The 14,877-nt window shown below is 70.7% G+C and carries 13 protein-coding genes; 1 reads left to right on the top strand and 12 read right to left on the bottom strand.

Annotated features, from left to right (window positions below):
- Position 1: 1 nt before the first annotated feature.
- The 9 genes from OG707_RS19270 to OG707_RS19230 all read right to left on the bottom strand — a co-directional run bounded on the left by OG707_RS19270 (position 2) and on the right by OG707_RS19230 (position 10,655).
- Entirely contained in the window at positions 2–1,087 is a 1,086-nt protein-coding gene (locus OG707_RS19270; protein WP_329119931.1) for a potassium channel family protein, read from the bottom strand.
- Positions 1,084–2,418 carry a molybdopterin molybdotransferase MoeA gene (locus tag OG707_RS19265; RefSeq protein ID WP_329119929.1) on the bottom strand — a complete coding sequence of 445 codons (1,335 nt, stop codon included), beginning with the start codon at positions 2,416–2,418 and terminating at the stop codon, positions 1,084–1,086. The genes OG707_RS19270 and OG707_RS19265 overlap by 4 nt, the downstream gene beginning before the upstream one ends.
- Entirely contained in the window at positions 2,415–3,269 is an 855-nt protein-coding gene (locus tag OG707_RS19260; protein WP_329119927.1) for an NTP transferase domain-containing protein, read from the bottom strand. The genes OG707_RS19265 and OG707_RS19260 overlap by 4 nt, the downstream gene beginning before the upstream one ends.
- A gap of 314 nt (positions 3,270–3,583) precedes the next feature.
- Positions 3,584–4,141 (bottom strand): bacterial proteasome activator family protein, encoded by a 558-nt coding sequence (locus OG707_RS19255; RefSeq protein WP_329119925.1) that lies wholly within the window; start codon positions 4,139–4,141, stop codon positions 3,584–3,586.
- A 96-nt stretch (positions 4,142–4,237) separates the two neighbouring features.
- Positions 4,238–7,102: an ABC transporter permease gene (locus tag OG707_RS19250; protein ID WP_329119923.1), complete on the bottom strand. Its 2,865-nt coding sequence runs from the start codon at positions 7,100–7,102 to the stop codon at positions 4,238–4,240.
- Positions 7,099–7,851 carry an ABC transporter ATP-binding protein gene (locus OG707_RS19245; RefSeq protein WP_329119921.1) on the bottom strand — a complete coding sequence of 251 codons (753 nt, stop codon included), beginning with the start codon at positions 7,849–7,851 and terminating at the stop codon, positions 7,099–7,101. Before OG707_RS19245 ends, OG707_RS19250 begins: the two co-directional genes overlap by 4 nt.
- Positions 7,852–7,897: 46 nt before the next feature.
- On the bottom strand, positions 7,898–8,527 hold the full coding sequence (locus OG707_RS19240; RefSeq protein WP_329119919.1) for a PadR family transcriptional regulator: 630 nt from the start codon (positions 8,525–8,527) through the stop codon (positions 7,898–7,900).
- 40 nt (positions 8,528–8,567) lie between these two features.
- Positions 8,568–8,972, bottom strand: a complete 405-nt coding sequence (locus OG707_RS19235; protein WP_329119917.1) for a hypothetical protein — start codon at positions 8,970–8,972, stop codon at positions 8,568–8,570.
- A 66-nt stretch (positions 8,973–9,038) separates the two neighbouring features.
- Positions 9,039–10,655, bottom strand: coding sequence for a protein kinase domain-containing protein (locus OG707_RS19230; RefSeq protein WP_329119914.1), 1,617 nt, complete (start codon positions 10,653–10,655; stop codon positions 9,039–9,041).
- 265 nt (positions 10,656–10,920) lie between these two features.
- Here OG707_RS19230 and OG707_RS19225 point away from each other — a divergent pair, with 265 nt between their 5' ends.
- On the top strand, positions 10,921–12,435 hold the full coding sequence (locus tag OG707_RS19225; protein ID WP_329119912.1) for a protein kinase domain-containing protein: 1,515 nt from the start codon (positions 10,921–10,923) through the stop codon (positions 12,433–12,435).
- 7 nt (positions 12,436–12,442) lie between these two features.
- On the opposite strand, the gene OG707_RS19220 is transcribed toward OG707_RS19225, so the two are convergent.
- The 3 genes from OG707_RS19220 to OG707_RS19210 all read right to left on the bottom strand — a co-directional run bounded on the left by OG707_RS19220 (position 12,443) and on the right by OG707_RS19210 (position 14,624).
- Complete coding sequence (locus tag OG707_RS19220; protein WP_329119910.1) at positions 12,443–13,444, bottom strand: phosphotransferase; 1,002 nt, start codon at positions 13,442–13,444, stop codon at positions 12,443–12,445.
- Positions 13,445–13,459: 15 nt separating this feature from the next.
- Positions 13,460–13,879 carry a pyridoxamine 5'-phosphate oxidase family protein gene (locus tag OG707_RS19215; protein WP_329119908.1) on the bottom strand — a complete coding sequence of 140 codons (420 nt, stop codon included), beginning with the start codon at positions 13,877–13,879 and terminating at the stop codon, positions 13,460–13,462.
- An 85-nt stretch (positions 13,880–13,964) separates the two neighbouring features.
- Entirely contained in the window at positions 13,965–14,624 is a 660-nt protein-coding gene (locus OG707_RS19210; protein ID WP_329119906.1) for a response regulator transcription factor, read from the bottom strand.
- Between the last annotated feature and the right edge of the window lie 253 nt (positions 14,625–14,877).

The following is a 14,877-nucleotide window of genomic DNA, read 5'->3' as shown; positions in this document are numbered from 1 at the left end:
GCTACTCCGACCTGCCCGCCGGCTCGGCGGCCCCCGGCGACACCCGCACGATCGCGATCAGCCGGTCCATGGCCTGCAGGGGGCTCGCCTCGGAGCTGTCGTAACCCAGCAGCCGGTGCCCGCGCTTGACGGTCACCACCAGGTCCTCGACGTCCCGGACGTTCTTGCCGACCTCGGGCTTGCGGACCGGCCGCTCGATCAGGTCGAGGCCGCTGCCCTGCTGGATCAGGTCCTCCATCACGGTGCCTGCGCTGGGGCTGAGGACGGAGAGACCGAGCAGTCGTCCCGCCGCGCTGGCGCTGGTGATCACCGCGTCCGCGCCGGACTGCTTCAGCAGCGGCGCGTTCTCCTCCTCGCGGACCGCGGCCACGATCTTGGCGCCCCGGTTGAGCTGGCGCGCCGTCAGCGTGACCAGGACGGCGGTGTCGTCGCGCTGGGTGGCGATGACCACCTGACGGGCCCGCTGCAGTTCGGCCCGCAGCAGTACGTCGCTGCGCGTGGCATCGCCGACCACGCCGACGAAACCGTCCGCGTTGGCCGCCTCGATGACCTTCGCGCTGGGGTCGACGATGACGATCTGGTCCTTCTTCAGGCCCGTTGCGCAGAGGGTCTGGATCGCCGAGCGGCCCTTGGTGCCGAAGCCGACGACGACGGTGTGGTCACGCAACTGGGTCCTCCAGCGTTTCAGCCGGAACTCCTCCCGGGTCCGCTCCGTGAGGACCTCGAGAGTGGTGCCGACCAGGATGATCAGGAAGAGCACGCGCAGGGGCGTGATCACAAGGATGTTCGCCAGCCTGGCGGGGTCGCTGTACGGGACGATGTCGCCGTAACCCGTGGTGGAGAGGGTGACCGTGGCGTAGTAGAAGGCGTCGAGCAGGTCGACCTTGCCGTCGGCGTTGTCGTGGTAGCCGGAGCGGTCGAGCCAGACGACCATCGCGGTGGTCACCAGGACGAGCAGCGCGATCAGTACGCGTCGGCCGACCTGGCGCAGCGGACGTTCGACGACGCGGCGGGGGAGCTTGATGCGCCGGGTGGCGAGGGCTTCGCCGACGGGGCGGTCGAGGGCGTCATGGCCGGAAAGTTTCACGTGAAACACTCCCCGGCCCACGGCAGATCGATGACGTCCAGCTCCTGACCGGCCAGGGCACCGCCCGGCGGGACGACGGCGAGTCCGTCGGCGGCGGCGATCCCGCGGAGCATCGCGGGCCCGTTGAAGTGCAGCGGCACGGCCTCGTCGCCGTGGTGCACGACGGGCACGAGCCGGGTGTCGTACGGGTGCCCCTGCACCTCGTCGCGCACGGCGGAGCCATAGAAAAAAGAATCTGCCGGCGCCTGGGCTTCGCGGCCGGAGAGCGTACGCAGCAGGGGCGCGGCCAGCGTGAGGAGTCCGGAGACGGCGGCGAGGGGATTCCCCGGCAGACCCACGAGGTGGCGCCCGGGGGCCAGCCGCGCCAGCAGCATCGGATGGCCGGGGCGGACTGCGACACCGTCGACGAGCAGTTCGGCGCCGGCCTTCCGCAGGGTCGGGTGGACATGGTCGACGGGGCCCGAAGCGGTGCCGCCGGTGGTGACGACCAGATCGGCCCCGGAGGTGGTGACGGCCTCGTAGAGCGCGCCGGGGTCGTCGCCGAGACGGCGCGTGGCGACGACCTCCGCACCGAGGGAGCGCAGCCAGGGGCCGATCATCGGGCCCAGGGCGTCGCGGATCAGCCCGTCGTGCGGCAGCCCTTCGGTCAGCAACTCGTCGCCCAGGACGAGGACTTCGACGGTGGGGCGGGGGACGGTGAGCAGCGTGTCGTAACCGGCGGCCGCGGCGAGGCCGAGCACGGCGGGGGTCACCAGCGAGGCGGCGGGCAGCAGATGGTCGCCGGAGCGGCACTCCTGGCCGCGCGGGCGGATGTCCTGGCCGGGTACGACCTCGCGCCCGGCGGACAGCTGGCGCCCGGCCCCGTCGGTGCGGGCGTGTTCGGAGCGGATGACGGCGGTGGCGTCGGCCGGGATCCGGGCGCCGGTGGCGATGCGTACGGCCTCCCCGTCGGCCAGCGGGTCGGGCGCGGCGCGTCCGGCGAGGATGCTGTCCTGCCGGATCCGCCAGGGCCCCGGTCCCGCCACGACCCAGCCGTCCATCGCCGAGGTGTCGAAGGACGGCAGGTCGGTGAGGGCGGTGAGGGGCTCGGCGAGGATCTGACCGAGCGCGTCGTCGAGGGGGGTGCGCCGGGTCCGTACGGGGGCGCTGCGGCCGGCCTGTGCGGCGCGGGCGCGTGCTTCGGGCCAGGGTGTGGCCCGGTGGCGTACGGGCGGGGACGGCTGCGGGAGGGCGGGTCCCGCGGCCTGCGGGACGGTGGGCGGCGGCACCGTGTTGACGAGCGCGAGGGCCTCGTCGACGTCGGTGTCCTCGGGGCCGTGCGTCTCGCTCATCCGGCCTCGTTCGCCTCTGCGGCCCACTGGTTGGCGAGGGCCGCGGCCTTGCGGGCCGCCTCGGCGACGGCCTCGGGGCCGTCCTTCTCGGCCTTCGCCGCCGCGTACCCCACCAAGAAGGTGGTCAGTGGAGCGGCAGGCCGGGCGACACCGTGTGCGGCGTCGCGGGCCAGGTCGAGGAGGACGCCGGTGTCGACGTCGAGCTCGATGCCGAGTTCGGCCTTGACTGCGGTGATCCATTCATCCAGCACGTGTCCATGCTCCCTGATGCGGGCCCTTGCCGCGGCGATGTCCTCCCAGGTGTCGCAGTCGAACGACGCGAGGGGCCGGGCCGGGTCGGCGGCGATTCGGGCGAGGTCGAGTTCGGCGGTGAGCAGTCGGAGGGGCAGACCGGTGAGCGCGCCGTGTTCGGAGGCGAGCAGGGCCAGTTCACGGCGGAGCGGCTCGGCGCGGTAGACGGCGACGAGGGGCTGGTCGCGGCCGCCCGCGTCGGTGAGGAGGGCGGCTTCGTGGCTGCCGTCGGCGAGTGCGGAGAGCAGCGCCGCCACGCTCCGCCCGTCGAGGAAGGGCAGGTCCGCGGAGAGGACGAGGATCCGGTCGGCGCGGGTGGCGCGGACGCCGGCGTCCAGCGCGGCCAACGGGCCGCCGCCGGGCGGGTCTTCGCGTACCCAGGTGACGGGACGCGACGTGGTGCGCCGGCCGCCGACCACGACGGTCGACGCCGCTCCCGCACAGGCGGCCAGCACACGGTCGAGCAGGGCGCGGCCGCCGACGGTCAGCCCTGGCTTGTCGGCTCCGCCGAGCCGTCTGGCCGCCCCGCCTGCGAGGACGACGGCGTCGTAGGTGGTCATCCGGTGAGTATGCGGCGCTGAGCGGGCGGGGGGAACGGGGCAGCGCCCGGTGATCGCCCCGCCCGGTCGGCGGTTCTAGGGGGTGTCCGGCGGATCGGGTCGCCCTTGCTCTGCGTTGAAGCCTTTACCGCGGGTGAGCGGTGGTCCGGTGCACTGCGCTTCGCTCCGTCTCGGCTCTTTGATTCATCCTTCGGATGCCGAGCGCAGCTGCAAGGCGGAGGAAGGCGACAACGCGGAGCGTTGGCAACTGACGACAACGCGGCAGATGTGCGTGCCGGGCCGGCGCGACTGCGGCATGATCCGCCGGACACCCCCTAGAGGTACGGGCCCGAGCGGACGGCACCGTGGCCGTCGTCGTCCTCGTCGTCGTGGCCGCCCGCACCCGGCGGGAGCGCGCGGCGCATCTGCTCCAGCTGGGCCCTGGCGGCCATCTGCTGGGCGAACAGCGCGGTCTGGATGCCGTGGAAGAGGCCCTCCAGCCAGCCCACCAACTGGGCCTGCGCGATGCGCAGTTCGGCCTCGGAGGGGATCGCCTCGTCGGTGAACGGAAGGGAGAGACGCTCGAGCTCCTCGACCAGTTCGGGGGCGAGGCCGTCCTCCAGCTCCTTCACCGAGCTGGCGTGGATGTTCTTGAGGCGGACCCGGCTCGCCTCGTCGAGAGGAGCCGCACGGACTTCCTCGAGCAGTTGCTTGATCATGCTGCCGATGCGCATGACCTTCGCGGGTTGTTCGACCATCTCTGTCACTGGGACCTCGCGCGCCTCGTCACCGCCGCCGGGGCCGCCGCCGAGCGCCATCCCGTCCTGTCCCACCACGAGGACCTGCGGGTGCTCCTGCGACCGTTCCGGCCGTTCACTCCTCGGCATCTCCATGCCGTCATTCTCTCGTACACGTGACTCACATGACGGTGTGCCCCCGTACGAGAGTGATCCACCCTCGTACGGGGGCACAGGAGGCCCGGACTCCGGTCAGACCGCGGCGCGCCGGGCGAGGGCCCCGTGCGAGCGCGTGACCAGGGCCGCCAGCAGGGCCGCGCCCAGCGGGACGGCGATCAGCAGCGCGGCCAGGGTGGCCCAGGGGACGACGACCGGGACGTACGGGGCCGGGTTCATGGCCCCGTAGCCCTGGTCGACCAACTCCCGGTAGAAGTCCGTCTGCTCGCGCTTCTCGGTGAACCTCAGCCCGATCGCGGGCAGTACGCCCGCCGCCGAGCCGAGCACCACACCCATCACGGCCACCACCCCGCACTGGAACCCGCTGAGTGTCCGGCGCACCCGCGGCGCCGCTCCCACGGCGGCGAGCGTCTTGAGGTCGGCCTCGGCGTCCGCCTGGGCGAGACCGGTGGCGATGCCCGCGGCGCCGATCGTGATCAGCCCGGCGAAGACGGTCAGGGAGATCAGGACGATGCTGCTCTCAGGGGTCCAGCCCTTCTCGATGCGCAGGGCGACCTCGGTGCCGAGCTTGTCGATGTCGCTGTCCAGACGCTGCTGCTGCGCGCTGCTGGGCATCTTGTCCGTCGTGAAGTACGCACCGTAGGGGACCGTGACGAGGCCCGCGGCCCTGGCGGCGGACGGCGGCATGATCATGGTGATGCCGTACGTCTTCGGGGATCCCGAAGCCTGGTGCGCGGCGAAGGACTTGATCGCTCCGGGTGCGTCCTTGCCCTTGGCGCTGGCTGCGTCGGCGGCCTTCGGATCGGTGATCAGCCGAATGTCGATCTTGCTCTGAGGGGTGATGTTGCGCTTGTCGAAGGAGACGATCTGCCCCTGGGACAGGGCGGTCACGGACGCCGGGTCGTTGATGCCCAGCACCTTCATCAGCTTCGCGTCGCCGACCAGCAACCCGTCCTGGACCTCGATGCCACCGCCGTTGTTCTGCAGGCAGCGCCAGTCCTTGCCGAGCTTGCGCCGTTCCTCGACGGTGTACTTCGACGAAGGGTCCTCGCCTTCGGCCGACGGCGCCCACAGCGGGCAGATGTTGGCCTTGGGGGTGACCACTTCATAGCGGCCACAGCCCGGCGAATCGCTGTACAACTCGCAGCTCGCCTTCCCCACGGCGATCCGGTCCACATCGGCCCGCACGTCCACCGGCAGGTCCTTCTGCACGGTGCTGCGCACCTGAGGCACATCGCGCCCGCCGGCCTCCGTGGTCGACACCGAGACGGTGCCGTACGGAAGTTCGGCCGTGTACTCGGCCTTGTGCTGCGCCTCGGTGCTCGCCGTGTACGTCGCCACCGCGACCGTGCCCGCGACGGCGGCCAGCACCGCGGCGACCGCGGGGGCCGTGCGCCCCCGGTTGCGTACCGCGTCGCGCAGCGCCAGTCGGGGCGAGAGCGGCAGGATGCGCCCGGCCCGGCCGAACAGACCGACCATGGCGGGGGTGAGAGCGACAATGCCCAGTTCGGCGACGGCGCTGCCGCCCGCCACGATCAGTGAGGAGCTGGACATCGTGGATCCGTACAGGGCTGTCGCGGCACCCAGAGCGACCGCGATCAAGCCGATCACCGGCAGCACTCGGCTGGAGCGGCGCACCCCGCGGCGGCCGGTGAGCGAGGCCAGGACGGTCTGCCGGGACGAGGTGACGGCGGGCACGATCGCCGCCATCAGACCGGTGAAGACGGCGAGCAGCCCGATGCCCAGGAGCTCCAGCGGGCGGATGTCGAAGCTGCCGAAGCGCTTGCCCATGTAGTCCTCGAGCAGCGGCTGGAGCGCGAAGGTGAGCAGCATGCCGAGGAGCGTTCCGACGACCGCGGCCGCGATGCCGATCACGAGTCCGCCGGAGAGCACGATGGCCCGGATGTGCCTGCGCTCACCGCCGTTGGCGCCGACCAGCCCGAGCTGACGGCGCGAGCGCCGGGCGCCGACCGCGAACGCGGGCCCGGCGAGCAGGCAGATCTCCAGAATGGCCAGGCCCACGATGGTGCCGACGGCCGCGAGCAGTGCGGCCTTGGCGGCGGTGCTCTGCTCGTAGTTGCTCCAGCCGCCCTTCTGGTACAGCGGCACCTCGGAGTCGGCGGGCGGGTCGAGGGCCACCAGGCGCGACGTGACGATCGCGCCCTTGGTGTTGGCCTCCTTGACCATGTTCCACGTGAAACCACCGGTGACGGTGACCAGTTGAGTGGTGTTCTTGCCCGACGTGGGCAGGTCGACCGCCGCGAGCGCCTTGTTGAGCGGGTCGATGAACGTGCCGGGAAGTGCGTTGACCTGTTCGGCCTTGAGGTCGTTGGGCAGTTCGTACGCACCGACGATCAGGTACTTGGTGCCTTCCACGCCGCGTGCGGAGACCGACGAGCCGACCTTCAGCCCGCTGGCGTCCAGGAAGTGCGTCGTCGCGGCGACTTCACCGGCCCTCTCCGGGAAGCGGCCGTCGGTGAGGTCCATGATGCCCTCGGCCATCGGGTCCGTGGCCTTCAGCTCACGGATGTCGGCGTACAGAAGCCCGTGAGTGGTGCGGAACTTGCCCGAAGCCGTCGTGTCCTCAAGGGTCTTGGCGCCTGCCGGGACGACCTTGGAGAGATCGGTCGTGCCCTCGGGCCAGGACTCGCCGTCCTTGATGTCCTTCGCCGGAGCGTTCTGCTCGCCGGCGGGGTCCTGGAAGACGGCCGTGCCGCCCATGCCCGGGTCGGTGATCCGCGCATCGGCCCGCCCCAGGGAGCGCTCGACCTTCTGCTCGGTGGAGAGCTCGGAGCTGCGCAGGGTCAGATCGGCGGCGCTCACCCCGAGGATCGGCAGCGCGATCATGGCGAGGACCAGGAAGCTGCGGCCCTTGTAGCGCCAGGCGTCACGGCGGGCGATGCGGACCGCGGCCCGCCAGGAGTGGAACCAGTTGCTCACAGTTCGGCCGCCTGGCCGGTCAGGAGCGACTCGGCGTCGCTGCGTACGGTCTGGTCGACGACCCCGCCGTCGCGCAGGAAGACGACCCGGTCCGCCCAGGCCGCGAAGCGCGGCTCGTGTGTGACGAGGACCCCGGCCGCTCCGGCGTCGCAGCGGGCGCGCAGCAGGGCCAGTACGGATTCGCCGGTCTCGGAGTCCAGCGCGCCGGTCGGCTCGTCGGCCAGGACCAGTCGGCGGTCGCCGACCAGGGCGCGGGCTATGGCGATGCGCTGCTGCTGGCCGCCGGACATCTCGTCGGGGAAGCGGTCGGCGAGATGCGCCAGGTCCATCTCCTCCAGCGAGGCCATGGCCTCGGCACGGGCCTTGCGGGCGGAGACGCCGTCGAGCTCGCGCGGCAGGGCGACGTTCTCGGCCGCGGTGAGCGCGGGGATGAGGTTGTAGTCCTGGAAGACGTAACCGATGGAGCGCCTGCGCAGTGCGGCGAGCACCTTGCGGCCCGAGGTGGTGATGTCGGTTCCCTCGACGATCACCTGGCCCGAGGTCGGGGTGTCGAGGCCGCCCGCGATGGTGAGCAGCGTGGACTTCCCGGAGCCCGACGGGCCCATGACGGCGACGAGTTCACCGGGGAAGACGTCGAGGTTGATCCCGCGCAGGGCGTGCACCTCGGTGGCGCCGCTGCCGTGGACGCGGGTCAGTTCCTTGAGCTGCAGCACCGGCTGCTGCGGCGGCTGTGTCGGGCGTTCGGACATGGTGAGGGTCCCCCCTGGGCGTACGGACGTACGGTCTGAAATGCGGTCAGTGGTCGGTGGTGAGCGGCGCGGGGGCCGCGGCGGTTGGTGCGGCCGTCGTACGTTCGGCCCCCGGCACGACCGCCGCCGAGAGCCTGATCAGCCGTGCCTCGCAGTGGTCGAGCCAGCGCGCCTCGGCCTCCGTCTGGAAGATCAGCTGTTCCAGGACGAGCAGCCAGGCCACGTCGTCGCGCTCCTGGGTCCCCTTCGCCCCGGCCTTCTCGATGGCGGTGAGCGCCTGGGACTTGAGCCGGGTGTAGTCCTGCATCGCCTTCACGGTGTGGTGGCGCTGCGACTGGATGACCCCGCGGATGTCCACACCGGGTGCGCCGACCGCCATCGCGAGCTTGATCGACAGCTCGTCGCGGGCCGGGCTGGTGCGGTCGACGGGCGCCTCGTACCAGTTCTTCAGCTCTTGGCGGCCCTCGGTGGTGATGGCGTACAGCGCATGGCCGGCCGCGTCCTCACCGTCCTGCACGACCATCCCGTCGCGCTCGAGGCGGCTGAGGGTCGTATAGACCTGGCCGACGTTGAGGGGCCAGGTGGCACCGGTGCGGGACTCGAATTCGCTGCGGAGCTGGGAGCCGTATCGAGGGCCCCGCTCGAGGAGGGCGAGGAGCCCGTGGCGGATCGACATACTCAGTATGTATACCGAGTATGTCGGTCGGCGCAAGCAGCTACGGCCTGCGCAGGCGCATTGCGAGGAAGCCCAAACCGAGACCCACCAGGGCAAGTCCGCCGCCCAGCACCTCGACGCGAATGGCCAGGGGTTCGGGTCTGGAAACGGCCTGAGCTGCGGGCTTTCTTCCGGCGGCCGCAGGGGTGCGGGTGGGCGTGGGAAGGGCAGGAGGGGGCGGCTGGATTTCTTCGGCGGCGGGGTTCAGATCCGGGATGTCGGACGGCGACCCGAAGGCGTCCGGGCTCCGTCCCGGCCGTGCCCGCCCCACCCCGGCCACCGAACCGGCCAGCCGAGGTTCGGCCGAGGCGCTGGGTGAAGCGCTCTGCGAGGGGCGCGCTGCCGGTTCGTCGGCGTGCACCGAGGCAGGCAGGGACAGAACGGCCAACGCCACCAGAGCGATCATGCAGCCAGCGTCACACCCGGGAAGAAGTCCGGCATCCCGGGCGGAGCAGGGGGCGGGCCAGGTGGGCTACGACGGGTTGCCCGTGGACACCTTCAGGGTGAAGTTGGCGCCCTTCTGCGGGATGGCATCGGCGTAGGCGGGGAACTGCTCGATCACGATGCCCTCCCCCTCCGCGTTCTCGTCGATCGACTCTTCCTTGATGGTCCAGCCCGCGGCGAGGGCGCAGGCCTTCACGGACTCGATGTCCTTGTAGAGGAAGTTCGGTGCGCTGACCTTCTTCGGGTTCAGACCGTCTTCCATGGGGTCCGTGCACTGCGCGGAGTCGATGGTCCTGGACCGGTCGGGGCCCTTGTGCCCCGCCACCGAAGAGCTGCCGCTCGGTGAACTGCCGGTGTCGTCCGGCTTGTTCATCTGGATCGCCGCGATCACACCGCCAACGGCGAGCAGCGCCACCACGATCGCCCCCACGATCAGCGGCATGTTCTTCCCGCCGCCGCCCGTGCCACCGGCCGAAGTCACCGGCTGCTGGGGCGAGATGTTGTACGGAGGCGGAGTCTGCACGCCGTACTGCTGGGCGGGCGCCGGCGTCTGGTAGCCCTGTTGCTGCTGCGGATAGCCGTAGCTCGGCGGTGCGGGCGTCTGCGCCTGAGGGGCGTAAGGCCCCGGCTGGTACGGCTGCTGTACGGAACCCTGCTGCGGCATCACGGGCGGCGTGTTCACCGGCGGGAAGACGGCCGAGCCGACCCCCGAGCCGCTGTTCGCCGGCGGGCTGCCCACCACGACCGACGGGGCGGCGCCCGTCTGCCCCGACGACATCACCCGCGCGCACTCGTCACCCATGGCCGCGGCGCTCGGGAAACGCTCGTTCGGGTTCTTCTTCAGCGCCCGTGCGACCAGTGCGTCGACCGCCGGAGGAATGGACCTGTTGATCGACGAAGGAGCGACAGGCTCCTCCTGCACATGCGCGTACGCGATCGCCAGAGGCGAGTCCGCGTCGAACGGAAGCCGCCCCGTCAGCAGCTGGAACAGCATGATCCCGACCGAATACAGATCGGAGCGGGCGTCCACGGCCCGCCCCAGCGCCTGCTCCGGCGAGAGGTACTGCGGGGTGCCGACGACCATGCCGGTCTGGGTCATCGACGTGACGCCCGACTGCATGGCGCGCGCGATGCCGAAGTCCATGACCTTGACGGTCCCGCGCTTGGTCATCATCACGTTGCCGGGCTTGATGTCCCGGTGGACCAGGCCCATTTCGTGGCTGGCCTCGAGCGCCGCCAGCACATCGAAGGTGATCTTCAGCGCCTTGTCGGCGGGCATCGCCCCGTACTGCGTGATGTCCGACTGGAGCAGGGATCCGAGGGGCTGGCCCTCCACGTACTCCATGACGATGTACGGCATCGGGCCCTCGCCCAGCACGTCCTCGCCGGTGTCGAAGACCGAGACGATGTTCGTGTGCGAGAGCTTGGCGACGGCCTGCGCCTCGCGCCGGAATCTCTCGCGGAAGGACTGCTCGCGGCCCAGTTCCGTGTGGAGCGTCTTGATCGCGACCTGGCGGTCGAGCGCGGCGTCGTACGCCAGGTACACCGACGCCATGCCGCCCTCGCCGAGGAGGTCGCGGAGCTGGTACCGGCCGCCCGCGACCGAACCGCCCGCATAGCGGCCCTGTGCGCCGTCCTGGCTCATGACTGTGCATCCCCCTGGCCGCGGATCCTGCGGATCTTCCCGTTGTACCGGGCAAGTCTGCCCGAGGGCACTGACACGTCAAGCCGGATGCCCGTTCCGTGACCGTACGGGAAGAGAAAGCACAGAGAATTTGCATGGGTACAGCGAGAACCGGTTTGATGACCGGTCATTCCCGAACCGGCCCATCAGACCGAGCCTGTAGCGTGACGAGGCAAAGTACCTGAGGACCACCCGCTGACGCGGACCGAAACGACGGCGAGGACTGATGGCACCCGAATCCGAGGCAAACGGCGGCGGTATGCCGGACGCGCCGGAGAACTGGGGGATCGGCGGGCTGGTCGGCGACGGCCGCTACCGCCTCACCCACCGTCTCGGACGAGGCGGCATGGCCGAGGTCTTCGCGGCCGAGGACGTACGGCTCGGCCGTACCGTCGCGGTCAAGCTGCTCCGCTCCGATCTGGCCGAAGACCCGGTCTCCAAGGCCCGGTTCACCCGCGAGGCACAGTCGGTCGCGGGTCTGAACCACCATGCGGTCGTCGCCGTGTACGACTCCGGCGAGGACCACTGGGGCGGCAACACCGTCTCGTACATCGTGATGGAGCTCGTCGAGGGCCGCACCATCCGCGATCTGCTGATCAGCGCGGAGGCCCCGCCGCCCGAGCAGGCGCTGATCATCGTCTCCGGTGTGCTGGAGGCGCTCGCCTACTCCCACCAGCACGGCATCGTGCACCGGGACATCAAGCCGGCCAACGTCATCATCACCAACAGCGGTGCGGTGAAGGTGATGGACTTCGGCATCGCACGCGCCCTGCACGGTGCGCAGTCGACGATGACGCAGACCGGCATGGTCATGGGCACGCCGCAGTACCTCTCCCCCGAGCAGGCGCTCGGCAAGGCCGTCGACCACCGGTCCGACCTGTACGCCACGGGCTGTCTGCTGTACGAACTGCTCGCGCTGCGGCCCCCGTTCACGGGTGAGACGCCGCTGTCCGTGGTCTACCAGCACGTCCAGGACATCCCGCTGCCGCCCTCGCAGGCGTCGTCGTCGGTGCCGCCGGAACTCGACGGCCTCGTCATGCGTTCTCTTGCCAAGGACCCCGACGACCGCTTCCAGAGCGCGGAGGAGATGCGCGGCCTGGTCGCGTACTCCCTGCAGATGCTCCAGCAGCAGGGTGGCCACACCGGCACCTGGAACACCGGTCCCGTTGTCCTGCCCGAGGGCACGCCCCCCATGGGCAGTACGGCGGCGACGGCCATGCTGGGCCAGAACCAGTACAGCGACACCTCGCAGGGCCCGATCCTGCCGCCGATGAACCCGGACGACGGTGCGTACGACGGCTCCGGCGGCCCGCGCAAGAACGGCCGCGCCTGGATGTGGGTGGTCGCCGCGCTCGCGGTGGCCGCGATCGTGACGGGCATCGTCTTCGCGCTGGACGGCTTCGGCACGAAGGGCGATGGCGGCGGTACGGACACGACCAAGTCCCCGTCCGTCACGCAGTCCCAGTCGGAGCAGCCGGAGGACACCCCGTCGGACACGACCTCCGAGGACCCGTCCACGGAGGACACGTCGACGGGCGGCGAGGAGTCGCCGACGCCGACGGAGTCTTCGCAGGCGCCGACGTCGGAGGCGCCCACGTCGGAGCCGCCGTCGGAGACTCCGACGTCCAAGCCGCCTACGCCGACCCCGTCGGACACCCCGACCGATCCCGAACCCACGGACACCGCAGGCGGCGGCGCGGGCGGCCCCGGCGGGGGCAGCAGTTCCCCCGCCGCCCCCTGACCAGGACTCACCCCGCGAACGCCTCGCACACCGCGTCGTACTCGCGCGTCCACCACACCGCCAGGGCCGATGCCGCAGGAAACTGCGCGTCGGCCCTGCGGTCGTGCAGCTGGTAGCGCCAGCGCAGTATCCAGAAGTCGTTGAGCCGCTCCCACCAGACCCGGTGCACCGCGGCGGCGAGTTCCCCCGCGTCCGCCCCCGCCGCGAGCCGGTAGGCGCGCGCGTAGGCCCGTACCTTCGCCAGCTCCAGCTCCCCCGCGGGCCGTACGAAGAAGATCATCGCGGCCCGCACCGCCTCTTCCGCGCGCGGCTGCACCCCCAGCCGGTCCCAGTCGACGATCGCCGCGGGTTCGGCGCCCCGGTAGAGCAGGTTCAGCGGATGGAAGTCCCCGTGCACCCAGCCCCCGCCGCCCCCGGCCGGCGGCCGCCGGTGCGCATGGTGCTCCAGCAGCGAACGGCGCTCCAGCAGGCGGTGTTCGGCCAGCTCGTCGAAGGCGTCCCGGGGCGAGCGGTCGCGCGCGAGCCCGAGCAGCTCGTCGATCAGCGTGAAGGAGTCCGCCGGGTCGGCGCTCTCGTGGGTGGCCGGGGGCTCTGCCTCCATCACCCGTTCCAGGCAGGTGTGTACGAGACCGAGCAGCGCCCCGAGCCGCCGCGATCCGACGGCGCTGAGCTGCGCACCGACGCGGTGGCGCCCGTCGATCCAGGGGTGGAGGGCGTAGCAGTGCCCGCCGATCACCGCGACGGTGGAGCCGTCGGCGTCCGCCACGGGAGGTGCGACCGGGACGCCGAGCCGGCCGAGGCGCTGGGTGGCCCGGTGCTGGCGCGCAATGGTGTCCGCGTCGCCGTCGAGGTGGTGCTTGAGGAAGTAGTCGCCCCTGGTGGTGGCGAGCCGGTAGCCGCGGTTCAGCAGGCCCTGCGCGACGGGTTCGCAGGAGAGCGGGTCGCCGGCGGACGCGTAGCGGCGCAGCAGAGTGCCTACGGGGGGCACGTTGTCAGATGAGCGCGGCACTCGCCAGATGTTAATTCACGCAGCGTGGCTGACTGCTCGCGGTCGGGCATATGCGATGCGGTCGATGTTCACGAACTGCGGGGCGATCCGCATGTGGACCGGGTCGAAGGGTTCGCCGTTGACCTCGACCGGGGCGGGCTCGAAGAGTGCGAGCTCCTCGTGCGTCGGTTCGGTCGCTTCGGCGGTGCCGGTGAACTGCACCGTCCACAGCTCGGGCTCCCCGAGCCCCAGGTTGTCGGCGGCGTAGGTGACCACGCTGCCCAGGCAGGCCTCGTGGTGGCCGAGGCCCGAGTGCATCCGCAGGACGACCTCGCCGTCGGGGGTCACGATGTGGCGGGCTATGGCGAGGAAGGGCAGCGCTCGCATGCTGGTGGCCACCCGGCCGTAGGTGACACGGCGGAGCAGCTGCAGGGCGCGGAGTTCCTCGGTGGACATGTTCTCCACTCTGCGCCGCCGGCAGGGTGTCGCAAAAGGGGCTCCGGCCCCGACGAATCGGGACGTAAGTCCCGAATAATCTCCGTCAGCGCTTCTCGGCCTGAATGCGCGCCACATAGGCCGCGGCCTGCGAGCGCCGTTCCATGCCCAGCTTGGAAAGGAGACTGGAGACATAATTCTTGATCGTTTTCTCGGCGAGGTGCAGCCTTTCGCCGATCACGCGGTTGGTCAGGCCCTCGCCGATCAGGTCGAGGATCTTCCGCTCCTGCTCGGTGAGGTTCGCGAGCCGGTCGTCGCCCTTGGACTTCCCGCCGTCGCGCAGCCGCTCGAGCACCCGGGCGGTGGCGACCGGGTCGAGCAGGGACTTGCCCGCGGCCACGTCCCGTACCGCGTTCAGCAGCTCATTGCCGCGGATCGCCTTGAGTACGTAACCCGAGGCCCCGGCCATGATCGCGTCGAAGAGCGCCTCGTCGTCGGCGAACGAGGTCAGCATCAGGCACTTGATCGACTCGTCCTGGGAGCGGATCTCGCGGCAGACCTCGACACCGCTGCCGTCGGGCAGCCGTACGTCGAGCACCGCGACGTCCGGCCGGGTCGCAGGGATCCTGACCAGGGCATCTGCTGCCGTACCGGCCTCGCCGACGACCTCGATGTCCTCCTCGACCGAGAGCAGCTCATGGACTCCACGACGCACCACTTCATGGTCGTCAAGGAGAAATACCCGGATTTTTCCGTCTTCGCGCACGGGCTCAGTCTCACATACGAACTCTTCCCGTGCCCGGGGTGACCGGGATAACGTGCCTCTGTTCCGGCTCCCTGTCAGGCTGATACCAGTGCTCTGACCAGCGGCTGTTTCCCCTTTTCTCGATTTACTTGGAAATCCAAGCAAAATCGCAGGTCAAATGGGGTTTCGCAGTTCCGTCAGACACTGGGTAACGTGCTTTTGACAGGGCGCTCGCCGGGGCACCTGTCACGCCTGTTCCCGGCCGCGCCGCACC

The organism is Streptomyces sp. NBC_01465 (assembly GCF_036227325.1).
Lineage (GTDB): Bacteria > Actinomycetota > Actinomycetes > Streptomycetales > Streptomycetaceae > Streptomyces.
This window is presented reverse-complemented; position numbering and strand designations above follow the sequence as displayed.